This is a genomic window from Streptomyces sp. NPDC001914 (genome assembly GCF_042891215.1).
Taxonomy (GTDB): Bacteria; Actinomycetota; Actinomycetes; order Streptomycetales; family Streptomycetaceae; genus Streptomyces.
Genome location: NZ_JBIASW010000004.1, coordinates 445,107 through 461,817, shown reverse-complemented (window position 1 = coordinate 461,817; position 16,711 = coordinate 445,107). Strand labels below are relative to the sequence as shown.

The following is a 16,711-nucleotide window of genomic DNA, read 5'->3' as shown; positions in this document are numbered from 1 at the left end:
GAGCGGTGGCCGGGCTCCGACCTGCCCCGCCACCGCCGTCCGACTCAGCGGCCTTCGCCGCCGAAAACCCTGAGAATGCGTTCCGCCGCGAGAGTGGCCGTCAACCCGCCCTCCCGTACCTGCCGTTCGAGGTCGGGAGCGACGGCCCGTACGGCCTGATCGGCGTGCAGCCGGCCGAGCAGCTCGTCCCGGACCATCGTCCAGGTCCAGTCCACCTGCTGGTCCCGGCGCTTCTCGGCGAGGCGGCCGGTGGAGTCGAGCAGCGTCCGGTGCTGTTCGAGCCGATCCCAGAGCGTGTCCAGACCGGCCGACTCGCGGGCGCTGCAACTCAGCACCGGCGGCGTCCACACGGCGTCCTTGCCGTGCATCAGGCGCAGCGCGCCCGCCAGTTCACGTGCCGCCGACTGCGCGTCACGCTCGTGCGGGCCGTCCGCCTTGTTGACGGCGATCACGTCGGCCAGCTCCAGGACACCCTTCTTGATGCCCTGCAACTGATCGCCGGTGCGGGCCAGCGTCAACAGCAGGAAGGAGTCCACCATGTTGGCGACCGCGGTCTCGGACTGGCCGACGCCGACGGTCTCCACCAGCACCACGTCGTACCCGGCCGCCTCCATCACCACGATCGACTCGCGGGTCGCCTTCGCCACCCCGCCGAGCGTGCCGGCGGTGGGGGAGGGGCGGATGAACGCGGCCGGGTCCACGGCCAGCCGCTCCATACGCGTCTTGTCGCCGAGGATCGAACCGCCCGTACGGCTGGAGGACGGGTCGACGGCGAGGACCGCGACCCTGTGCCCGAGCGAGGTCAGCATCGTGCCGAACGCGTCGATGAAGGTCGACTTGCCCACGCCCGGCACCCCGCTGACACCGATCCGGCGGGCCTTGCCGCTGTACGGGAGCAGCTCGGTCAGCAACTCCTGTGCCAGCGCGCGGTGCTGGGGCCGGGTGGACTCGACGAGCGTGATGGCGCGGGCGACCAGCGCCCGCTTCCCGTCGAGCACACCCTTGACATAGGTGTCGAGTTGGATCACAGGTCGTGCCCGAGGTCGGCAGAGAGCCGCTGGACGAGGTCGTACGCCGCGTCCGGGATCACCGTCCCGGGCGGGAAGACCGCCGCGGCGCCCATCTCCAGCAGCGTCGGCACGTCCTGCGGCGGGATCACCCCGCCGACCACGATCATGATGTCCTCCCGGCCCTCCGCCGCCAGTTCCTCGCGCAGCGCCGGTACGAGGGTGAGGTGCCCTGCGGCCAGCGACGAGACGCCCACGATGTGCACGTCCGCCTCCACCGCCTGACGGGCGACCTCACCCGGCGTCTGGAACAGCGGGCCGACGTCGACGTCGAAGCCCAGGTCGGCGAAGGCGGTCGCGATCACCTTCTGGCCGCGGTCGTGACCGTCCTGGCCCATCTTGGCGACCAGGATGCGCGGGCGCCGGCCCTCGGCCTCCTCGAACGCGTCCACCAGCGTGCGGGTGCGGTCCACGGAAGGGGACTCCCCTGCCTCGTTGCGGTACACCCCGGAGATCGTGCGGATCTGGCCCGCGTGGCGGCCGTACACCTTCTCCAGGGCGTCGGAGATCTCGCCGACGGTGGCCTTCGCGCGGGCCGCGCGGACCGCCAGTTCCAGCAGGTTGCCCTCGCCGGCCGCCGCCCGCGTCAGGTCCTCCAGCGCGCCCTGGACCTCCCGGTCGTCGCGCTCGGCGCGCAGCCGGCGCAGCTTCTCGATCTGCTGCGCGCGGACGGAGGAGTTGTCGACCTTGAGGACGTCGATCTGCTCGTCGGACTCCACGCGGTACTTGTTGACGCCGATGACCGGCTGGCGGCCGGAGTCGATGCGGGCCTGGGTGCGGGCCGCCGCCTCCTCGATCCGGAGCTTCGGGATGCCGGCGTCGATGGCCTGCGCCATGCCGCCCGCGGCCTCGACCTCCTCGATGTGCTGCCAGGCCCGGCGGGCGAGGTCGTACGTCAGCTTCTCCACGTACGCGCTGCCGCCCCACGGGTCGATGACCCGGGTCGTGCCGGACTCCTGCTGGATCAGGAGCTGGGTGTTGCGGGCGATCCGCGCGGAGAAGTCGGTGGGCAGGGCCAGCGCCTCGTCCAGCGCGTTGGTGTGCAGCGACTGGGTGTGGCCCTGGGTGGCGGCCATGGCCTCCACACACGTGCGCGTGACGTTGTTGAACACGTCCTGAGCGGTCAGCGACCAGCCGGACGTCTGCGAATGGGTGCGCAGGGAGAGCGACTTGGCGTTCTTCGGGTCGAACTGCTTGACCATCTTGGCCCACAGCAGGCGCGCCGCCCGCATCTTGGCGATCTCCATGAAGAAGTTCATGCCGATCGCCCAGAAGAACGAGAGCCGCGGCGCGAACGCGTCCACGTCCAGGCCCGCCTCGCGGCCCGCCCGGATGTACTCCACGCCGTCCGCGAGGGTGTACGCCAGCTCCAGGTCGGCCGTCGCGCCCGCCTCCTGGATGTGGTACCCGGAGATGGAGATGGAGTTGTAGCGCGGCATCCGCTGCGAGGTGTAAGCGAAGATGTCGGAGATGATCCGCATCGACGGCTTCGGCGGATAGATGTAGGTGTTGCGGACCATGAACTCCTTCAGAATGTCGTTCTGAATGGTTCCGGCCAGCTTCTCGGGCGGCACACCCTGCTCCTCGGCCGCCACGATGTACAGCGCGAGGACGGGCAGCACGGCACCGTTCATCGTCATCGACACCGTCATCTTGTCCAGCGGGATGCCGTCGAAGAGCTGCCGCATGTCGTAGATGGAGTCGATGGCCACACCCGCCATGCCGACATCGCCCGTCACCCGGGGGTGGTCGCTGTCGTAGCCGCGGTGGGTGGGCAGGTCGAAGGCGATCGACAGACCCTTCTGGCCCGCGGCGAGGTTGCGGCGGTAGAAGGCGTTGGACTCCTCGGCGGTGGAGAAGCCCGCGTACTGGCGGATCGTCCAGGGCTGGTTGACGTACATCGTCGGGTACGGGCCGCGCAGATACGGCGCCATGCCCGGGTACGTCTCCAGGAAGTCCAGGCCCTCCACGTCACGGCCGGTGTACAGCGGCTTGACGGCGATGCCCTCCGGGGTCTCCCAGAACGCCTCACCGGCGCCCGTGGCCTTCCCGGCGGCGGCACTCCACTCGTCGGCACCGCCTTCGGCGGTGGGTGTCCCCAGGTCGATCCCGGAGAAGTCGGGGATTCCCATCAGGAGGACACTCCCATGCGGTCGAGGGTGGCGGTCAGGACGGCGACGGCGTCGCAGCCCGCGAAGACGTAGGAGTCGACACCGGCGTACTGCGCGGGCCGGCCGGCCAGGAAGACGTGCCGGGCGCCGGCCGTCGCGAGGGCTTCGGCCGTGCTCACGGCCTGCTCCTCGTACAGCGCGTCGCTGGAGCACAGGACGGCCTCGGTGGCCCCGCTGTCCTCGAACGAGCCCTCCGTGACCGGCTCGATGCCGCCGGCCTGGAAGAGGTTCGCGACGAAGGTGCTTCGCGCGGTGTGCGCGGCGGCGGGGCCGATCGTGGCGAGATAGATCCGGGGCCGGGACCCGGTGGCGGCGAGATGCGCGTCGGAGCGGGCCCGCAGCGCCTCGTAAGCCTCGTCGCGGCGCACCCGCGGCAGACCCCCGGAGGGTGCCTCGGGAGCGGGCTCGCGCTCCACCGGGCGCTCGGCCAGGTGCGGGAACTCGCTGACGCCGGTGATCGGTTCGCGCCGCTTGGCGAGCTTCACCGAGCGGGCCGCCCACGTGTCCGCCAGGTCCCGGGCCAGCCGGCCCGAGCGCAGCACCGCGGCCTGGCCGCCGTCCTGCTCGATCCCCTGGAAGAACTCCCAGCCCGCGTGGGCGAGTTCGTCGGTCAGCTTCTCCACGTACCAGGAGCCGCCCGCCGGGTCGATCACCCGGGACAGGTGCGACTCCTCGATGAGGATCGTCGAGGTGTTGCGGGCGATGCGCCGCGCGAACGCGTCCGGCAGGCCGAGCGCGTGGTCGAACGGGAGGACGGTGACGGAGTCGGCGCCGCCGACACCGGCCGCCAGCGTCGCGATCGTCGCGCGCAGCATGTTCACCCACGGGTCGCGGCGCGACATCATCACCGGCGAGGTCACGGCGTGCTGCACCTGCGCACCCGCGGCGGGGGCCCCGCACACCTCGGCGACCCGGGCCCACAGCCTGCGCGCGGCCCGCAGCTTGGCGATCGTCAGGAACTGGTCGGCGGTCGCCGCGTACCGGAACTCCAGTTGCGCACAGGCCTGTTCGACGGACAGGCCCGCCTCGGTCAGCTCGCGCAGATAGGCGACACCGGTCGCGAGCGAGGCGCCAAGCTCCTGGGCGGCCGAGCCGCCGGCCTCGTGGTACGGGAGCGCGTCGACGGTCAGCGCCCGCACTCCGGGGTAGGCGTCGGCGCACCGCAGGGCGAGCGGGACGACCGGGGCGAAGTCCAGCGCCGTTCCCGTACGGGCCTCGTGGCCGAGCGGGTCCGCGCCGAGGTTGCCGCGCGCGGCAACCGGTGCCACGCCGCGTGCCGCGTAGAGCCGCAGCAACTCCTGGGCCGCCGCTTCGACATCACGTCCGGCGTCGAGGACGACGGGCGCCAGATCGAGGTAGACGCCGTCCAGGACCGCTTCGAGCGACGAGACCGGAACGCCGCCCTCGCCGACCGTGAGCCACAGCGAGGTGACGCCGTTCTCCAGATCGCCGAGGACGAGGGCGTTGTCCGCCGCCGTGTGCCGCTGCCGTACGTCCCAGCCGCCCACGGTGTTGCCCTCGGGCCTGCCGCCCCGGACGAAGGGGGCGAAGCCGGGGAAACCGGCGTCGGCGGCCGTGTCGCGCGCGGTGTAGAGGGGCCTGGTGGCGAGACCGTCCTCGAGCGAGGTGGACAGCGCGTCCTCCGCGGCCGCGCCCGAGACCTCCTTGCCCGATTTGCGCAGCACACCTTCTACCAGGAGCTGCCACTGGTCATGGGTCGCGGAAGGGAACTCGGCGGCCAGCGCGAGCCCGTCGTTGGGCAGGACTGTCATGCTCGGATGCTAGGTCAGAGCACTAGGGCGACAGCAGAGGCCCAGCCTGTGACCTTGACCTCTTGCTGTCGGTGATCCAGATCTCAACGGCCGGACCGGGGTCGTACGGCCCGTGTCCGTGATCGTTCCGGGGAGGCGGAGCCCGGCCCCGTGCCCTCCGGCGGGCCCGTCGGCGGGCCCGCCGGAAGCGGTCGTCAGGCCGCGGGGGCGGGCACCTTCGTCGCGGGGTCGCCGTCGACGGCGGCGGCCAGCTGGGGCACCAGACGGTCGAGCATGTACGGCAGGCTCAGCACGCTGACGAAGGAGACCGCGTTGCCGTAGTCGCTGGTCTCCTTGATGAAGACCTCGCGGCTCTGCTTCGCGACCTTCAGGTCGGCGTAGAGGGCGTCCTTGTGCAGTTTGGCCTCGTCCTTGGCGGTGTCCGAGACGATCCACACGATCGCGTCGGTGTCCAGCAGGTCGGTGCGCTCCTTGCTGATGTTGGCGCCGAACTCGTCACCGATGACCTTGTCCAGGTCGGCCGGCAGGGAGAAGCCGAGGCCGGTGAGCACGCGGGAACGGGGGTCCTGGCTGCCGAAGACGAAGGTGCCCTCGTACGGAGTGGCCACGACGGCGCTGGCCTCGGAGAACGCGGGGTTCTTCGCGGCGGCGGCCTTGATGCCGTCCTCGACGCCGGACACCAGCGACGTGGCCTTCGCCTCCTGGCCGAGCGCCTTTCCGATGATCTCGGTCTGCTTCTGCCACGGCACGCCGAAGTCGTTGTACTCCTTCGGCTGGGCCACCACGGGGGCGAACTTGGACAGGGTCGTGTACTGCGCCTTGGTGAGGCCTCCGTAGACGGCGAGGATCAGGTCGGGGCGCAGTGCCGCGATCTTCTCCGTCTGGGGGCCGGTGCCGGTGTCCTTCAGGACGGTCGGGGTCGCGGCGCCGGACGCCTTGCCGGCGGCCCAGGGGCCGATGGCTCCCTTGTAGCCGCCGAGCCATTCGGTGGTGCCGACGGGCACCTTGCCGAGAGCCAGCACCGAATCCTGGTCGGTGAGGCCCACCGTGACGATCCGCTTCGGTTCGGACCTGATGGTCGTGCTGCCGTACTTGTGCGCGACGGTGACGGGCCACGCCTTGCCCGGGGCGGCGGGCTTCGCGGCGTCGGCGTCGTCGGTGCTCCCCGAGGAGCCGCAGGCCGCGACGGTGGTCAGGAGCATGAGGACGGAGGCGAGGGCCACGGCGAGCCGTGTGCCCCTCAGAGAGCCGGGCATCAGTGGTCCTTCGGGGTCGGAGCGGTGGTGGTGTGCGGGGGGTGGTCGGCGTCCGCACGCGTGCCGGACCAGGCCTGCCAGAGGGAGGCGTAGGTCCCGCCCGCCGCGCACAGCTCGTCGTGGCGGCCGCTCTCCACGATCCGGCCGTCCTCCATGACGACGATCCGGTCCGCGGCGGCGGCCTGGGTGAGGCGGTGGGCGACGACGAGGGCCGTGCGGCCCTCGACCGCCCGGGCCGCGGCCCGCTCCAGCAGCCGGGCGCCGGTGCTGCCGGCCTCGGCGGTCGCCTCGTCGAGGACGGCCACCGGCGGATCGGTCAGCACCAGGCGGGCCAGGGCGAGTTGCTGGATCTGGGCGGGGGTGAGCCGGTGGCCGCCCTCGCCCACGACGGTGGCGAGTCCCTCGGGCAGGGCCTCGACCCAGTCGAGCGCGTCCACGGTGGCGAGCGCGGCGCGCAGTTCGTCGTCGCCGGCCGAGTCCCGGGCCAGCCGCAGGTCCTGCGCGAGAGGCCCGGCGAAGACGTGCGTCTCCTGGGTGACCAGGGCGACGGACGGTCCGCCCGGCGCCTTCGGGCGGGGCAGGAAGACGGAGCCGGAGGCCGGCCGGTGGACCCCGGCGATGAGCTTGGCGAGGGTGGTCTTGCCCGCACCGCTCGGGCCGACCAGGGCCACCCGTTCCCCGGGCCGCAGCGTGAGGTGTACGTCCCGCAGTACGGGCCGGCCCGGCTCGTAGGCGTGATGGACCCCGACCACGGCGACGGCGCCGGACGCTTCGATCCCCGAGGCGGCCGGTTCGGTGCCGCTGCCGCTGCCGCTGCCGCTGCCGCTGCCGCTGCCGCTGCCGCTGCCGCTGCCGGTGCTGGAGCTGGAGCTTCCGCCGATGTCCGTGCCCGTGCCGGTGTCCGTGTCCGTGCACGTGCCCGTGTCGTCCGTGACGCCGACCAGACGGTTGAGTGCCGCCGTGGCCGTCTGGGCGTCGTCGAGCAGGACGAGGGCCGAGTTGACCGGTGAGAAGAGGCTGTGGAAGTAGAGGGCGGCGGCGGTGGCCGTGCCGATGCTCACCGACCCCGCGCGCACCAGGAAGAACCCGGTGACCAGGACGGCGGCGAGTCCGGCGTACTCCGCGACGTGCAGCCGGTTGTAGAACCGCAGCACGAGCTCGACCCCGCGCATCGTCATCCCCACGGCGGCCGAGGAGCGTTCGGTGACGTGGGTGGTGTGCTGCTCCTCCAGGCGGTACGCCCGCACGGTTCCGGCACCCGCGATGGTGTCCAGCAACTGCTGCTGCTGGGCCCCGGTGGCGATCCGCTCGCGGGCGTACAGGGGCACGGCGTTGCGCACGTACCAGCGCGCGGTGTGCGCCTGTACGGGCACGGCGATCAGGGCCGCAAGCAGGAAACGCCAGTCCAGCGCGGCCATCGCGACGAGTGTGAGCACGATGGCCAGCACCGAGCGGACCAGTTCGGGCAGGGCCGAGCGGACGGCCTCGCCGACCCGCGCGACGTCCCGGGTGACGCGAGCGCTGAGGTCCCCGGTGCCCGCCTTCTCGACCTGCTCCAGCGGCAGCCGCAGCGCCCGGTCCACGAACCGCTCGCGCAGCCGCGCGAGGACGCTCTCGCCGAGCTGCGACACCAGGGAGAGCCCGAGCGCCGTGGTGCCGCCCTGGACCAGGGCCACCACGACCAGCAGGACGGCGGGGAGGGTGAGATCGCCGGGCGGCCGGTGGTCGGCGACGAGGTCGACCATGTGCCCCAGCAGCGGCTGGACGAGGAGTCCCACCGCGGTGGCGGCGGTCATCGTGGCGAAGCAGGCGAGAGCCGTACGGCGGTGCGGGCGGACCAGTTCGCGCAGGGCGGCGCGGGTCCTGGCGGGGGTCGCCGTGGGCAGGAGTTCGCGACGGGTCGCGGTCTCCCCGGTTCCGTTCTCCGCGGTCCCGCTCTCCGCGTCCGCGTACGTCTCCGCGTTCGTGTTCATACCAGCACCGCCGATCGGTAGATCTCGTGGCGGCGCACCAGGTCGGTGTGCGGGGCCGTGTCCCTGACCCGGCCCTCGTGGATGAGCAGCACCCGGTCGGTGACCGCGAGCAGCGCGGGGCTGGTCGTCACGAGCAACGTGGTGCGGCCCTTGCGGAGTTCACGGATGCCCGAGGCGATGCGGGCCTCGGTGACCGTGTCGACCGCCGTGGTCGGGTCGTGGACCACGAGGACGGGCCGGTCGGCCGCCAACGCACGGGCCAGGGAGACCCGTTGGCGCTGCCCGCCGGAGAGCGACCGGCCCCGTTCGCTGACCGCCGTGTGCTCGCCGTCTGGCAGGGTCTCGGACACCTGGGTCACCCCGGCCGCCGTCATCGCGGCCTCGGGGGTGCCGGCCTCGGGAGCGGCGGCCGTGACGTTGCCGCGGATCGTGCCCTCGAAGAGGTCCGCGTCGTGCTCCGCCACGAGGATCGCGGTACGGATCTCGGCCGGGTCGAGGTCGCGCAGGGGCACTCCGTCCAGCTGGACCGATCCCGCGTCCGGGTCGCTGCGCCGGTCCAGGCAGCGCAGCAGGTCGGCGGCGTGGGCCGGGTCGGTCGTCACGACGCCGACCAGTTCGCCGGGGGAGACGTCGAGGTCGACGCCCCGCAGTCCGCCGTGGCTGAGACCGTCGAGCCGGACGGCGCCCCGCACCGGCTGGGGCAGGGGGCTGCCGCCCGCGGTGACGGCGGGCGCGGTGGCCAGCACCTCCGCGATCCGCGCGGCCGAGGCCCTGCCCTGGGCGAGTTCGGCGTTCACCCAGGCCAGTACCTCGAGCGGTCCGACGAGGAAGAGGGCGAGCCCGACCGCCGACACCAACTGGCCCAGACTGATGCTTCCCTGGGCGGCCAGCCGGCCGCCGACCAAGGCGACCGCGGCGATCAGACAGCCGGTCAGGGTGAGCACCATGCCGCTCTGGAAGGCTTGTGCCCGCGCCGCGCGCAGGGTGGCGCGCAGCGAGTCGCGGCTGGTGACGCGGTAGCGCTCGATGGCGGCCGGCTCGCCCCCGATGCCCTTGAGGATCCGCAGTCCGGTGACCAGGTCCGCGGCGATGGCCGAGGCGTGCGCCGCCCGGTCCTGCTCGGCCTCGCTGCGTGATTCCAACGACTTGCTCAGCAGGTGCCCGAGCCACAGCAGGACCGGGGTGCCCACGAGGACGACCAGTCCCAGGGCGAGCGAGGTGCGCAGCAGGACGATCGCGCAGGTGGCGATGCCGACGAGCGAGGAGAAGCCCAGTGTCAGCGCGAGGTTGACCGCGCCGACGCGTTTGGCGTCCTCGGTCGCGATGCTGGCCAGGGCGCCGGGGAGCCTGCCTTCCTCCGTGCCGCCTCCCGGGCTCAGCACCCGCCGTACGAGGGTGACGCGCAGGGTGTGTTCGGCCCGGACGGCGGCCAGTTCACCGGACCGCGCGCCGATCCGGAAGCTCAGCGCCAGTCCGGCGTAGACGGCGGCGAGGACCGCGAGCCACAGCACGAGGGCGCCGGAGTCGGATCCCGTGACGGCGCGGTCGATGACGACGCCGATGAGGGTGGGGACGAGGGCCTCGCCGATCTGGTGTCCGCAGGCGAGGAGCGTGCCGAGCGCCACGCGGGTGCGCTGTCCCTCTACCGAGGCTCTCAGGACGCTGCGCCCCGACGGAAGTGCGGCACTCATCCATACCCCTCCGGGAAGGACGGACGACGGAAACTTAGGTGAGGCTACCTTAAGTTGCGGCGAGATATGCCGCGGAGGCGCGGGTGGTTCGGCGGTGCTGCCGGACAGGTCGGCGTTCGGTCGCGCGTCGGCCTGTCCGGGGGCAACTGCCTTTCAGTGCTGCGGAGTTCAGGCGGGCCGGTCGATGGCCGGGACGGGGTCGCCCGCCCGGTGGGTGAGCAGGGAGTCGAGGATCTCGCCGGAGCGGACGGCGGTGGTGGACAGGAGGGTGGAGGTGAGGCCGTGCGTGTGCTCCGTCGCACCCTGGACGTAGATGCCCGCCGTCACCTCGGGTGAGAGCTCCACCCGGTGGTCGCGGCCGACGAGCACGGAGTCGTTGTCGTCGCGCAGGCAGAGTTTCCCGGCGCGGCCCAGCAGCGCGTCCAGGTCCCGGGGGCGGTAACCCGTCGCGTGGACGAGCAGATCGCAGGAGATGGTCTCCCGTTCGCCCGTGGGCAGGTACTCCACCGTGACGTCGAGCAGGTCGTCCCGGGCCCGTACGTCACGGATGCGGGAGACGTTGCGCAGTCTCAGGCGCTCGCGGCCCAGTACCTTCTCGCGGTACATGGTGGCGTACAGCGACTCGATGAGGTCCATGTCGACGACGGAGTAGTTGGTGCTGCGGTGGTAGTCCACCAGGGACTGCTTCACCTCGGGCGCGGACCGGAAGTAGACGTCCACCGCCTCGGGGTCGAAGATCCGGTTGGCGAAGGGGCTGTCGTCGGCCGGTGTGTAGCCGTACTTGGCGAACACCGCGCAGATCTCCGCCCCGGGGAACGACCGGTGCAGGAAGTCGACCGCCTCGGCCCCGCTCTGGCCCGCCCCGAGCACCAGGATCCGTTCGACGGGGGTCGCGGACCGGGTCAACTCGGCCACCCGGGGGACCAGTTCGCTGTTGTGCCAGACGCGGTCGGACAGGGTCGTGTCGGGCGGCAGATGGGGTTCCAGGCCGACCGCCACCGACAGGTTGCGGGCCCGCCGGGTGACGGTGCGCCCCGGGACGCCGGGCATCCGGCTGGTCACGTCGAACCAGCGGACCTCGCCGTCCTCGCCGGTCACCGGTTCGACGGCGAGGACCTCGGAGTCGTAGCGGACGAGATGCGAGAGCCGGGCCGCGGCCCAGGCGAAGTACTCGTGGAACTCGATCCGCAGCGGGAAGAGCGTCTTCGCGTTGAGGAAGTCGACCAACCTGCCCCGCTCCCGCAGGAAGCACAGGAAGGTGAAGTCGCTCGTGGGGTTGCGCATCGTGGCCAGGTCCTTCAGGAAGGAGACCTGCATCGTGGCGTCGTCGATCAGCATGCCGCGGTGCCAGCCGAAGGAGGGCTGACGCTCCAGAAACTCCGCGCGGATCCGGTCCTTCGCCGCTGACCGGGCGTTGTGCTCCTCGATGGCGATGGCCAGCGCGAGATTTGACGGGCCGAAACCGATCCCGAGTACGTCGTGTATGGCGTCCGGTTCGTCGTGCAGTGCGTTCACCGCAACTTCCCTTCCCTTGGGCGCCCCTGATGGTAAATAAGGTTAGCCTTACCTTGCAATGGTGGTCTCCGAGAGAGGATCGACTATGCGGGTCGTCATGTTCGGCTACCAGACCTGGGGGCATCGCACGCTCCAGGCCCTGCTGGAGTCCGGCCACCAGGTGGTCCTGGCGGTCACCCATCCCAAGAGCGAGCACGCCTACGAAAAGATCTGGGACGACTCCGTGGCCGACCTCGCCGACAAGCACGGCATCCCGGTGCTGCTGCGCAACCGGCCCGACGACCCCGAACTCCTCGCCGCGCTGCGGGACGCGGCGCCGGACATCATCGTCGCCAACAACTGGCGCACCGTGCTCCCCGCGGAGGTCTTCGACCTCCCGCCGCACGGCACGCTCAACATCCACGACTCCCTGCTTCCGGCCTACGCGGGGTTCTCGCCCCTCATCTGGGCGCTGATCAACGGCGAGCGCGAGGTCGGTGTCACCGCGCACCGCATGAACGCCGAACTGGACGCCGGGGACATCCTGTTGCAGCGCGCGGTCCCGGTCGGCGCGGCCGACACCGTCACCGACCTCTTCCACCGCACCGTCGACCTGATCACGCCGGTGGTGACCGAGTCCCTCGACCTGATTGCCTCCGGCCGGGCCCGCTGGATACCCCAGGACCGCAGCAGGGCCAGCTTCTTCCACAAGCGCTCCGCGGAGGACAGCCGTATCGACTGGACCTGGCCGGCCGAGGACCTGGAGCGCCTGGTGCGCGCCCAGTCGGACCCGTACCCGAACGCCTTCACCCACCACCGCGGCGAGCGGATCCGCATCGTCGACGCCGCCGTGTCCCGCGGGCGCTACGGCGGCACGCCGGGGCGGATCTTCATCCGCGAGGACGACGGGATCGTCGTCGTCGCCGGAGCGCAGGCCAGGAACGGCAGGCTGCCCGGTCTGGTGGTCCGGCGCGTGCGCACCGAGGACGGGGCCGAGCACGCGGCCACCGACTACTTCCGGACCATGGGCGGCTACCTCACGGCCCGTCCGTGAGCGCTCCGCTCGGCGTCGCCGACCGGGCCGCCGTCCCGGTCGAGCGGCTGCGCGGCCGTACGGTCGTCGTCAAGTACGGCGGCCACGCGATGGCGGACGCGCCGCTCCGGCGATCCTTCGCCGAGGACGTCCTGACCCTGCGGCGCGCCGGGGCGGGGGTGGTCGTCGTGCACGGCGGCGGCCCGCAGATCGGTGCCCACCTGGACCGGCTGGGCATCGAGTCGGCCTTCCTGGGCGGGCTCCGGGTCACCACGCCCGAGACCATGGACGTGGTGCGGATGGTGCTCTCCGGGCAGGTCCAGAAGGAACTGGTCGGACTGCTCAACGAGCGCGGCGCGTACGCCGTCGGGCTCAGCGGCGAGGACGCGCGCACGCTCACCGCCGTGAAACGGTACGCCGAAGTGGGCGGCGAACGCGTGGACATCGGTCTCGTCGGTGACGTGGTCCAGGTCAACCCGGCGGTCCTGGAACTGCTGTTGAGACACCGTCACATCCCCGTGGTGTCCTCGGTGGGCCGTGGTGAGGACGGCCAGGTCTACAACATCAACGCCGACACCGCCGCCGGGGCGGTGGCCGCCGCGCTCGGGGCGCACGCGCTGGTCGTCCTGACCGATGTGCCGGGACTGTGCGCGAACTGGCCGGACGGTGACCAGGTCGTCGGCCGTCTCACCGCGGCCGAACTGGAGTCGCTGCTGCCCCGGCTCGGCGGTGGCATGGTGCCCAAGATGGAGGCGTGCCTGCGGGCCGTGCGGGCCGGAGTGAGCACGGCCCGGGTTCTCGACGGCCGGGTGCCGCACGCCCTCCTCCACGGCCTGGCCGGGGACCACGGCACCACGGTCGTGCCGGAGGCCCGGGCGTAGTCCCGTACCCCCGGCCGGCGGGCACCGGTTCGGCCGGCCGAACGGAACAAGTGCCGCGCGGCCGGCAGGTCGGCCCCGAAGCGGACCCGGAGCGCGCCCGGGTCCGGGGGCCGGAAGGACCCCCAACCACGCCTGGGTCCCGCCCGGGTCCGGAGCCCCAACGGGGCCCGGGGGCCGGTCAGTCGGCCCGTGCCGCGGCCTCCAGGGCGGGCGCTCCGTGGTGCCGCCCCATCGGAATGACCAACGGGGTGTCGCTCACCGGGTCTGTGGTGATCGCGCAGTTCAGATCGAAGACGTCCTCGACGGTCGCGACGGTGATGACCTCGGCCGGCGGACCCTCGGCCACGATCCGCCCGGCCTTCATGGCGACGACGTGATCGGCGTACCGGCAGGCCTGGTTGAGGTCGTGCAGCACCATGACGACCGTCCGGCGCTCCCGCCGGTTGAGATCGGTGATCAGGTCCAGTACGTCGATCTGGTGGGCCAGGTCCAGATAGGTCGTCGGTTCGTCGAGGAGCAGGACCTCGGTGCCCTGGGCGACCGCCATGGCGATCCAGGCGCGCTGGCGCTGTCCGCCGGACAGTTCGTCGACCGGCCGGTCCGCGAGCTCCGTCATCCCGGTGGCGGCCAGGGCCGCCCGCACGGCCTGCTCGTCCGCCCTCGACCACTGCCGCCACCACGTCTGATGCGGCGAGCGGCCGCGGTTGACCAGGTCGACGACGGTCAGTCCCTCCGGTGCGACGGGACTCTGCGGCAGGATGCCGAGCCGCTGCGCCAGCTCGCGCGAGGGCATGGAGTGCAGTGCCCTGCCGTCGAGTTGGACGGTGCCGCCACGCGGCGTCATCAGCCGGGCGAGGGCACGCAGCAGGGTGGACTTGCCGCACGCGTTGGCGCCGACGATCGCGGTGATCCGGCCCGGCGGGACGGCGAGGTCCAGGCCGTCCACCACCGTCCGGCCGTCATAGGCCAGATGCAGACCGGCGGCCCGCAGGTCCGGGCCCGCTCCCGGCACGAGGTCGGCCGGCGGGGCGTCCGCCGACAGGGGATTCGCCGACATGGGATCAACCTCCTGAACCCGCGCGGTTGGCGCGGACGAGCAGCCAGAGCAGGATCGGCGCGCCGAGGACGCCGGTGACGATGCCGACCGGGAGTTCCGTGCCGGGGACGAGCGTGCGGGCGATCAGGTCGCTGCCCAGGACGACCAGGGCTCCGGTGAGGCCGGAGGCGACGGTCGGGGGCCAGGCGGTACGGGCCAGGCGCTGGGCGATCTGCGGGGCGGCCAGCGCGACGAAGGCGACGGGGCCGGCCGCCGCGGTGGCGAAGGCGATGAGGCCGACCCCGGTGAGCAGGACGGACAGCCGGACGAGCTGCACCCGGGTGCCGAGGCCGGTGGCGACCTCGTCGCCGAGCTGGAGGGTGCGCAGCAGCCGGCCGAGCAGCAGGGCCGCCGGGAGCAGCACCGCCAGCGCGATGGCCAGCGGCCGGGTCTCCTCCCAGGTGCGGCCGTTGAGGTTGCCCACCAGCCAGCCGAGGGCGGCCTGTGCCTCGAAGCGCCCGCCCTTGGCCATCAGGTAGTCGGTGGCACTCGCGCACATCCAGGAGACGCCGATGCCGACCAGGATGATCCGGTACCCGGTGGTGCCGCGCCGCCAGGCGAGGAGGTACACGAGGAAGGCGGTGGCCAGCGCGCCGAGGAGACCGAGGGACTGGGTGCCGAGGCCCGCGTCCCAGCCGAGCACGAGGCCCGCGACCACGGCGGTGCCGGCGCCCTGCGTGAGGCCGATCATGTCCGGGCTGGCCAGGGGGTTGCGGGTCATCGTCTGGAACAGCGCCCCGGAGACGCCGAACGCGGTTCCCGCGAGCAGTCCGACGAGCGCGCGCGGCAGCCGGAGGTCCTGGACGACCAGTACGGTGCCGGGATCCCCGGAGGCGCCCAGGGCGCGTACGACGTCCGCGAAGCCGACCGGATAGTCGCCGATCGTCAGACCCCAGCAGAACAGCAGGAAGGTGCCGACGCCCAGCACCGCGCACAGCGCGACGAGCCGGGGCCGCACGATCCCCGAGACGGGCGGCACGGCGAGGCGGTAGGCGCGGAAGGAGGACGGCAGCGGCGGCGGACCCGAACCGGCCTCGTACGCCTTCGGGTTGGGGGTGGAGTTCACGGTCGGTCCGGTGACCACGGGATCGGGCACGCTACACCTCCGCCAGACGCTGGCGGCGGACCAGGGCGATGAAGAACGGGCCGCCGATGAACGCGACGATCACGCCCGCCTGCACCTCGGTGGGCCGGGCGACGACCCGTCCGAGGATGTCGGCGGCGAGCAGCAGGCACGGGGCGAGCACGGCGGAGAGCGGCAGCAGCCAGCGGTGGTCCGGCCCGAGGCCCGCAGAACGGGCCAGCACCCGGGCGATGTGCGGCACGACCAGTCCGATGAACACGACGGGGCCGATCACCGCGACCGCCGCACCGGTGAGCAGGGTGACGGCGGTGACGCCCTGGAGCCGGACGAGACCCAGCCGCCGCCCGAGCGAGGCCGCCACGTCGTCACCCAGGGCCAGGCTGTTGAGGGCGGGCGCGCAGGCCAGCGCCAGCACCGCGCCCACGGCGAGGAACGGCAGGATACGCAGGACGGTGGTGCCGTCCTGGTCGGCCATCGAGCCCGCGGACCAGAAGCGGTAGCGGTCCAGGGCGTCCGGGTCGGTGAGCGCGATCGCGCTCGTCAGGGAGGACAGCATCGAGGTCACCGCGATGCCGGCGAGCGCCAGTTTGACCGGGGTGAGACCGGATCGGCCGAGCCTGCCCAGGAAGTAGACCAGCACACTCGCCGCGAGGGCGCCGGCGAAGGCGAACCAGACGTATCCGTAGAACGATCCGAACCCGAACACGCCCACGGCCACCACGATGGCGAACGACGCCCCGGCGCTGACCCCGAGGACGCCGGGGTCGGCGAGCGGATTGCGCGTCAGCGCCTGCATGAGCGCCCCGGCCAGACCGAGCGCCGCGCCCGCGGCGAGGCCGAGTGTCGTGCGCGGGACCCGCGCCGTCCAGACGATGTTGTCGACGAGCCGGCTCGGCGGGTGTCCGAACACGGCCCGCACCACGTCGTCGAGCGGTATTCCGGCCGCGCCGACGGCGATGGAGACCAGGCACAACCCGGCCAGGACCGTGCTCAGAAGTGTCACGAGAAAGACCGGGCGGACGCGCTTGCCCCCGGTCACCTTGCGGTCTCCAACGGCCAACTCCCTTAGGTTAGGCAGGCCTTAAGCGTAGAGGGCGACTCGGGAATCTCCGAGGCCATTGCCTTTTGGTTAGGTAATCCTTACCTTAGTATGGCCGCGGTCCTCCGGCTGAGCCGGTTCCGCGCATTCGGGA

General features: G+C 72.3%; 12 protein-coding genes. 2 read left to right on the top strand and 10 right to left on the bottom strand.

Annotated elements, in window-relative coordinates; all coding sequences use genetic code 11:
• Positions 1-44 precede the first annotated feature (44 nt).
• The 7 genes from meaB to ACFYYF_RS14490 form a co-directional block, all read right to left on the bottom strand.
• Positions 45-1,028: a methylmalonyl Co-A mutase-associated GTPase MeaB gene (gene meaB, locus ACFYYF_RS14520; protein WP_388775289.1), complete on the bottom strand. Its 984-nt coding sequence runs from the start codon at positions 1,026-1,028 to the stop codon at positions 45-47.
• Positions 1,025-3,199 carry a methylmalonyl-CoA mutase gene (gene scpA, locus ACFYYF_RS14515; protein ID WP_388775287.1) on the bottom strand — a complete coding sequence of 725 codons (2,175 nt, stop codon included), beginning with the start codon at positions 3,197-3,199 and terminating at the stop codon, positions 1,025-1,027. Before scpA ends, meaB begins: the two co-directional genes overlap by 4 nt.
• Positions 3,199-5,010, bottom strand: coding sequence for a methylmalonyl-CoA mutase family protein (locus tag ACFYYF_RS14510; RefSeq protein ID WP_388775284.1), 1,812 nt, complete (start codon positions 5,008-5,010; stop codon positions 3,199-3,201). Before ACFYYF_RS14510 ends, scpA begins: the two co-directional genes overlap by 1 nt.
• Before the next feature lie 194 nt (positions 5,011-5,204).
• Positions 5,205-6,266 carry an iron-siderophore ABC transporter substrate-binding protein gene (locus ACFYYF_RS14505; protein ID WP_388775281.1) on the bottom strand — a complete coding sequence of 354 codons (1,062 nt, stop codon included), beginning with the start codon at positions 6,264-6,266 and terminating at the stop codon, positions 5,205-5,207.
• Positions 6,266-8,239: an ABC transporter ATP-binding protein gene (locus ACFYYF_RS14500; protein ID WP_388775279.1), complete on the bottom strand. Its 1,974-nt coding sequence runs from the start codon at positions 8,237-8,239 to the stop codon at positions 6,266-6,268. The genes ACFYYF_RS14505 and ACFYYF_RS14500 overlap by 1 nt, the downstream gene beginning before the upstream one ends.
• Positions 8,236-9,930, bottom strand: a complete 1,695-nt coding sequence (locus ACFYYF_RS14495) for an ABC transporter ATP-binding protein (protein ID WP_388775277.1) — start codon at positions 9,928-9,930, stop codon at positions 8,236-8,238. The genes ACFYYF_RS14500 and ACFYYF_RS14495 overlap by 4 nt, the downstream gene beginning before the upstream one ends.
• Before the next feature lie 168 nt (positions 9,931-10,098).
• On the bottom strand, positions 10,099-11,445 hold the full coding sequence (locus ACFYYF_RS14490; protein WP_388775273.1) for a lysine N(6)-hydroxylase/L-ornithine N(5)-oxygenase family protein: 1,347 nt from the start codon (positions 11,443-11,445) through the stop codon (positions 10,099-10,101).
• Positions 11,446-11,530: 85 nt separating this feature from the next.
• Here ACFYYF_RS14490 and ACFYYF_RS14485 point away from each other — a divergent pair, with 85 nt between their 5' ends.
• Positions 11,531-12,478 (top strand): methionyl-tRNA formyltransferase, encoded by a 948-nt coding sequence (locus ACFYYF_RS14485; RefSeq protein ID WP_388775271.1) that lies wholly within the window; start codon positions 11,531-11,533, stop codon positions 12,476-12,478.
• Positions 12,475-13,338 (top strand): acetylglutamate kinase, encoded by an 864-nt coding sequence (gene argB, locus ACFYYF_RS14480; protein WP_388775268.1) that lies wholly within the window; start codon positions 12,475-12,477, stop codon positions 13,336-13,338. The genes ACFYYF_RS14485 and argB overlap by 4 nt, the downstream gene beginning before the upstream one ends.
• Positions 13,339-13,516: 178 nt before the next feature.
• Here the strand turns inward: argB and ACFYYF_RS14475 are convergent, their stop codons facing one another.
• The 3 genes from ACFYYF_RS14475 to ACFYYF_RS14465 form a co-directional block, all read right to left on the bottom strand.
• Positions 13,517-14,350: an ABC transporter ATP-binding protein gene (locus tag ACFYYF_RS14475; RefSeq protein ID WP_388775735.1), complete on the bottom strand. Its 834-nt coding sequence runs from the start codon at positions 14,348-14,350 to the stop codon at positions 13,517-13,519.
• Positions 14,351-14,399: 49 nt separating this feature from the next.
• Positions 14,400-15,446 carry a FecCD family ABC transporter permease gene (locus ACFYYF_RS14470; protein ID WP_388775732.1) on the bottom strand — a complete coding sequence of 349 codons (1,047 nt, stop codon included), beginning with the start codon at positions 15,444-15,446 and terminating at the stop codon, positions 14,400-14,402.
• 85 nt (positions 15,447-15,531) lie between these two features.
• The gene (locus tag ACFYYF_RS14465) at positions 15,532-16,557 is read right to left on the bottom strand and encodes a FecCD family ABC transporter permease (RefSeq protein ID WP_388775729.1); all 1,026 of its coding nucleotides are present in this window, start codon (positions 16,555-16,557) and stop codon (positions 15,532-15,534) included.
• Positions 16,558-16,711 lie beyond the last annotated feature (154 nt).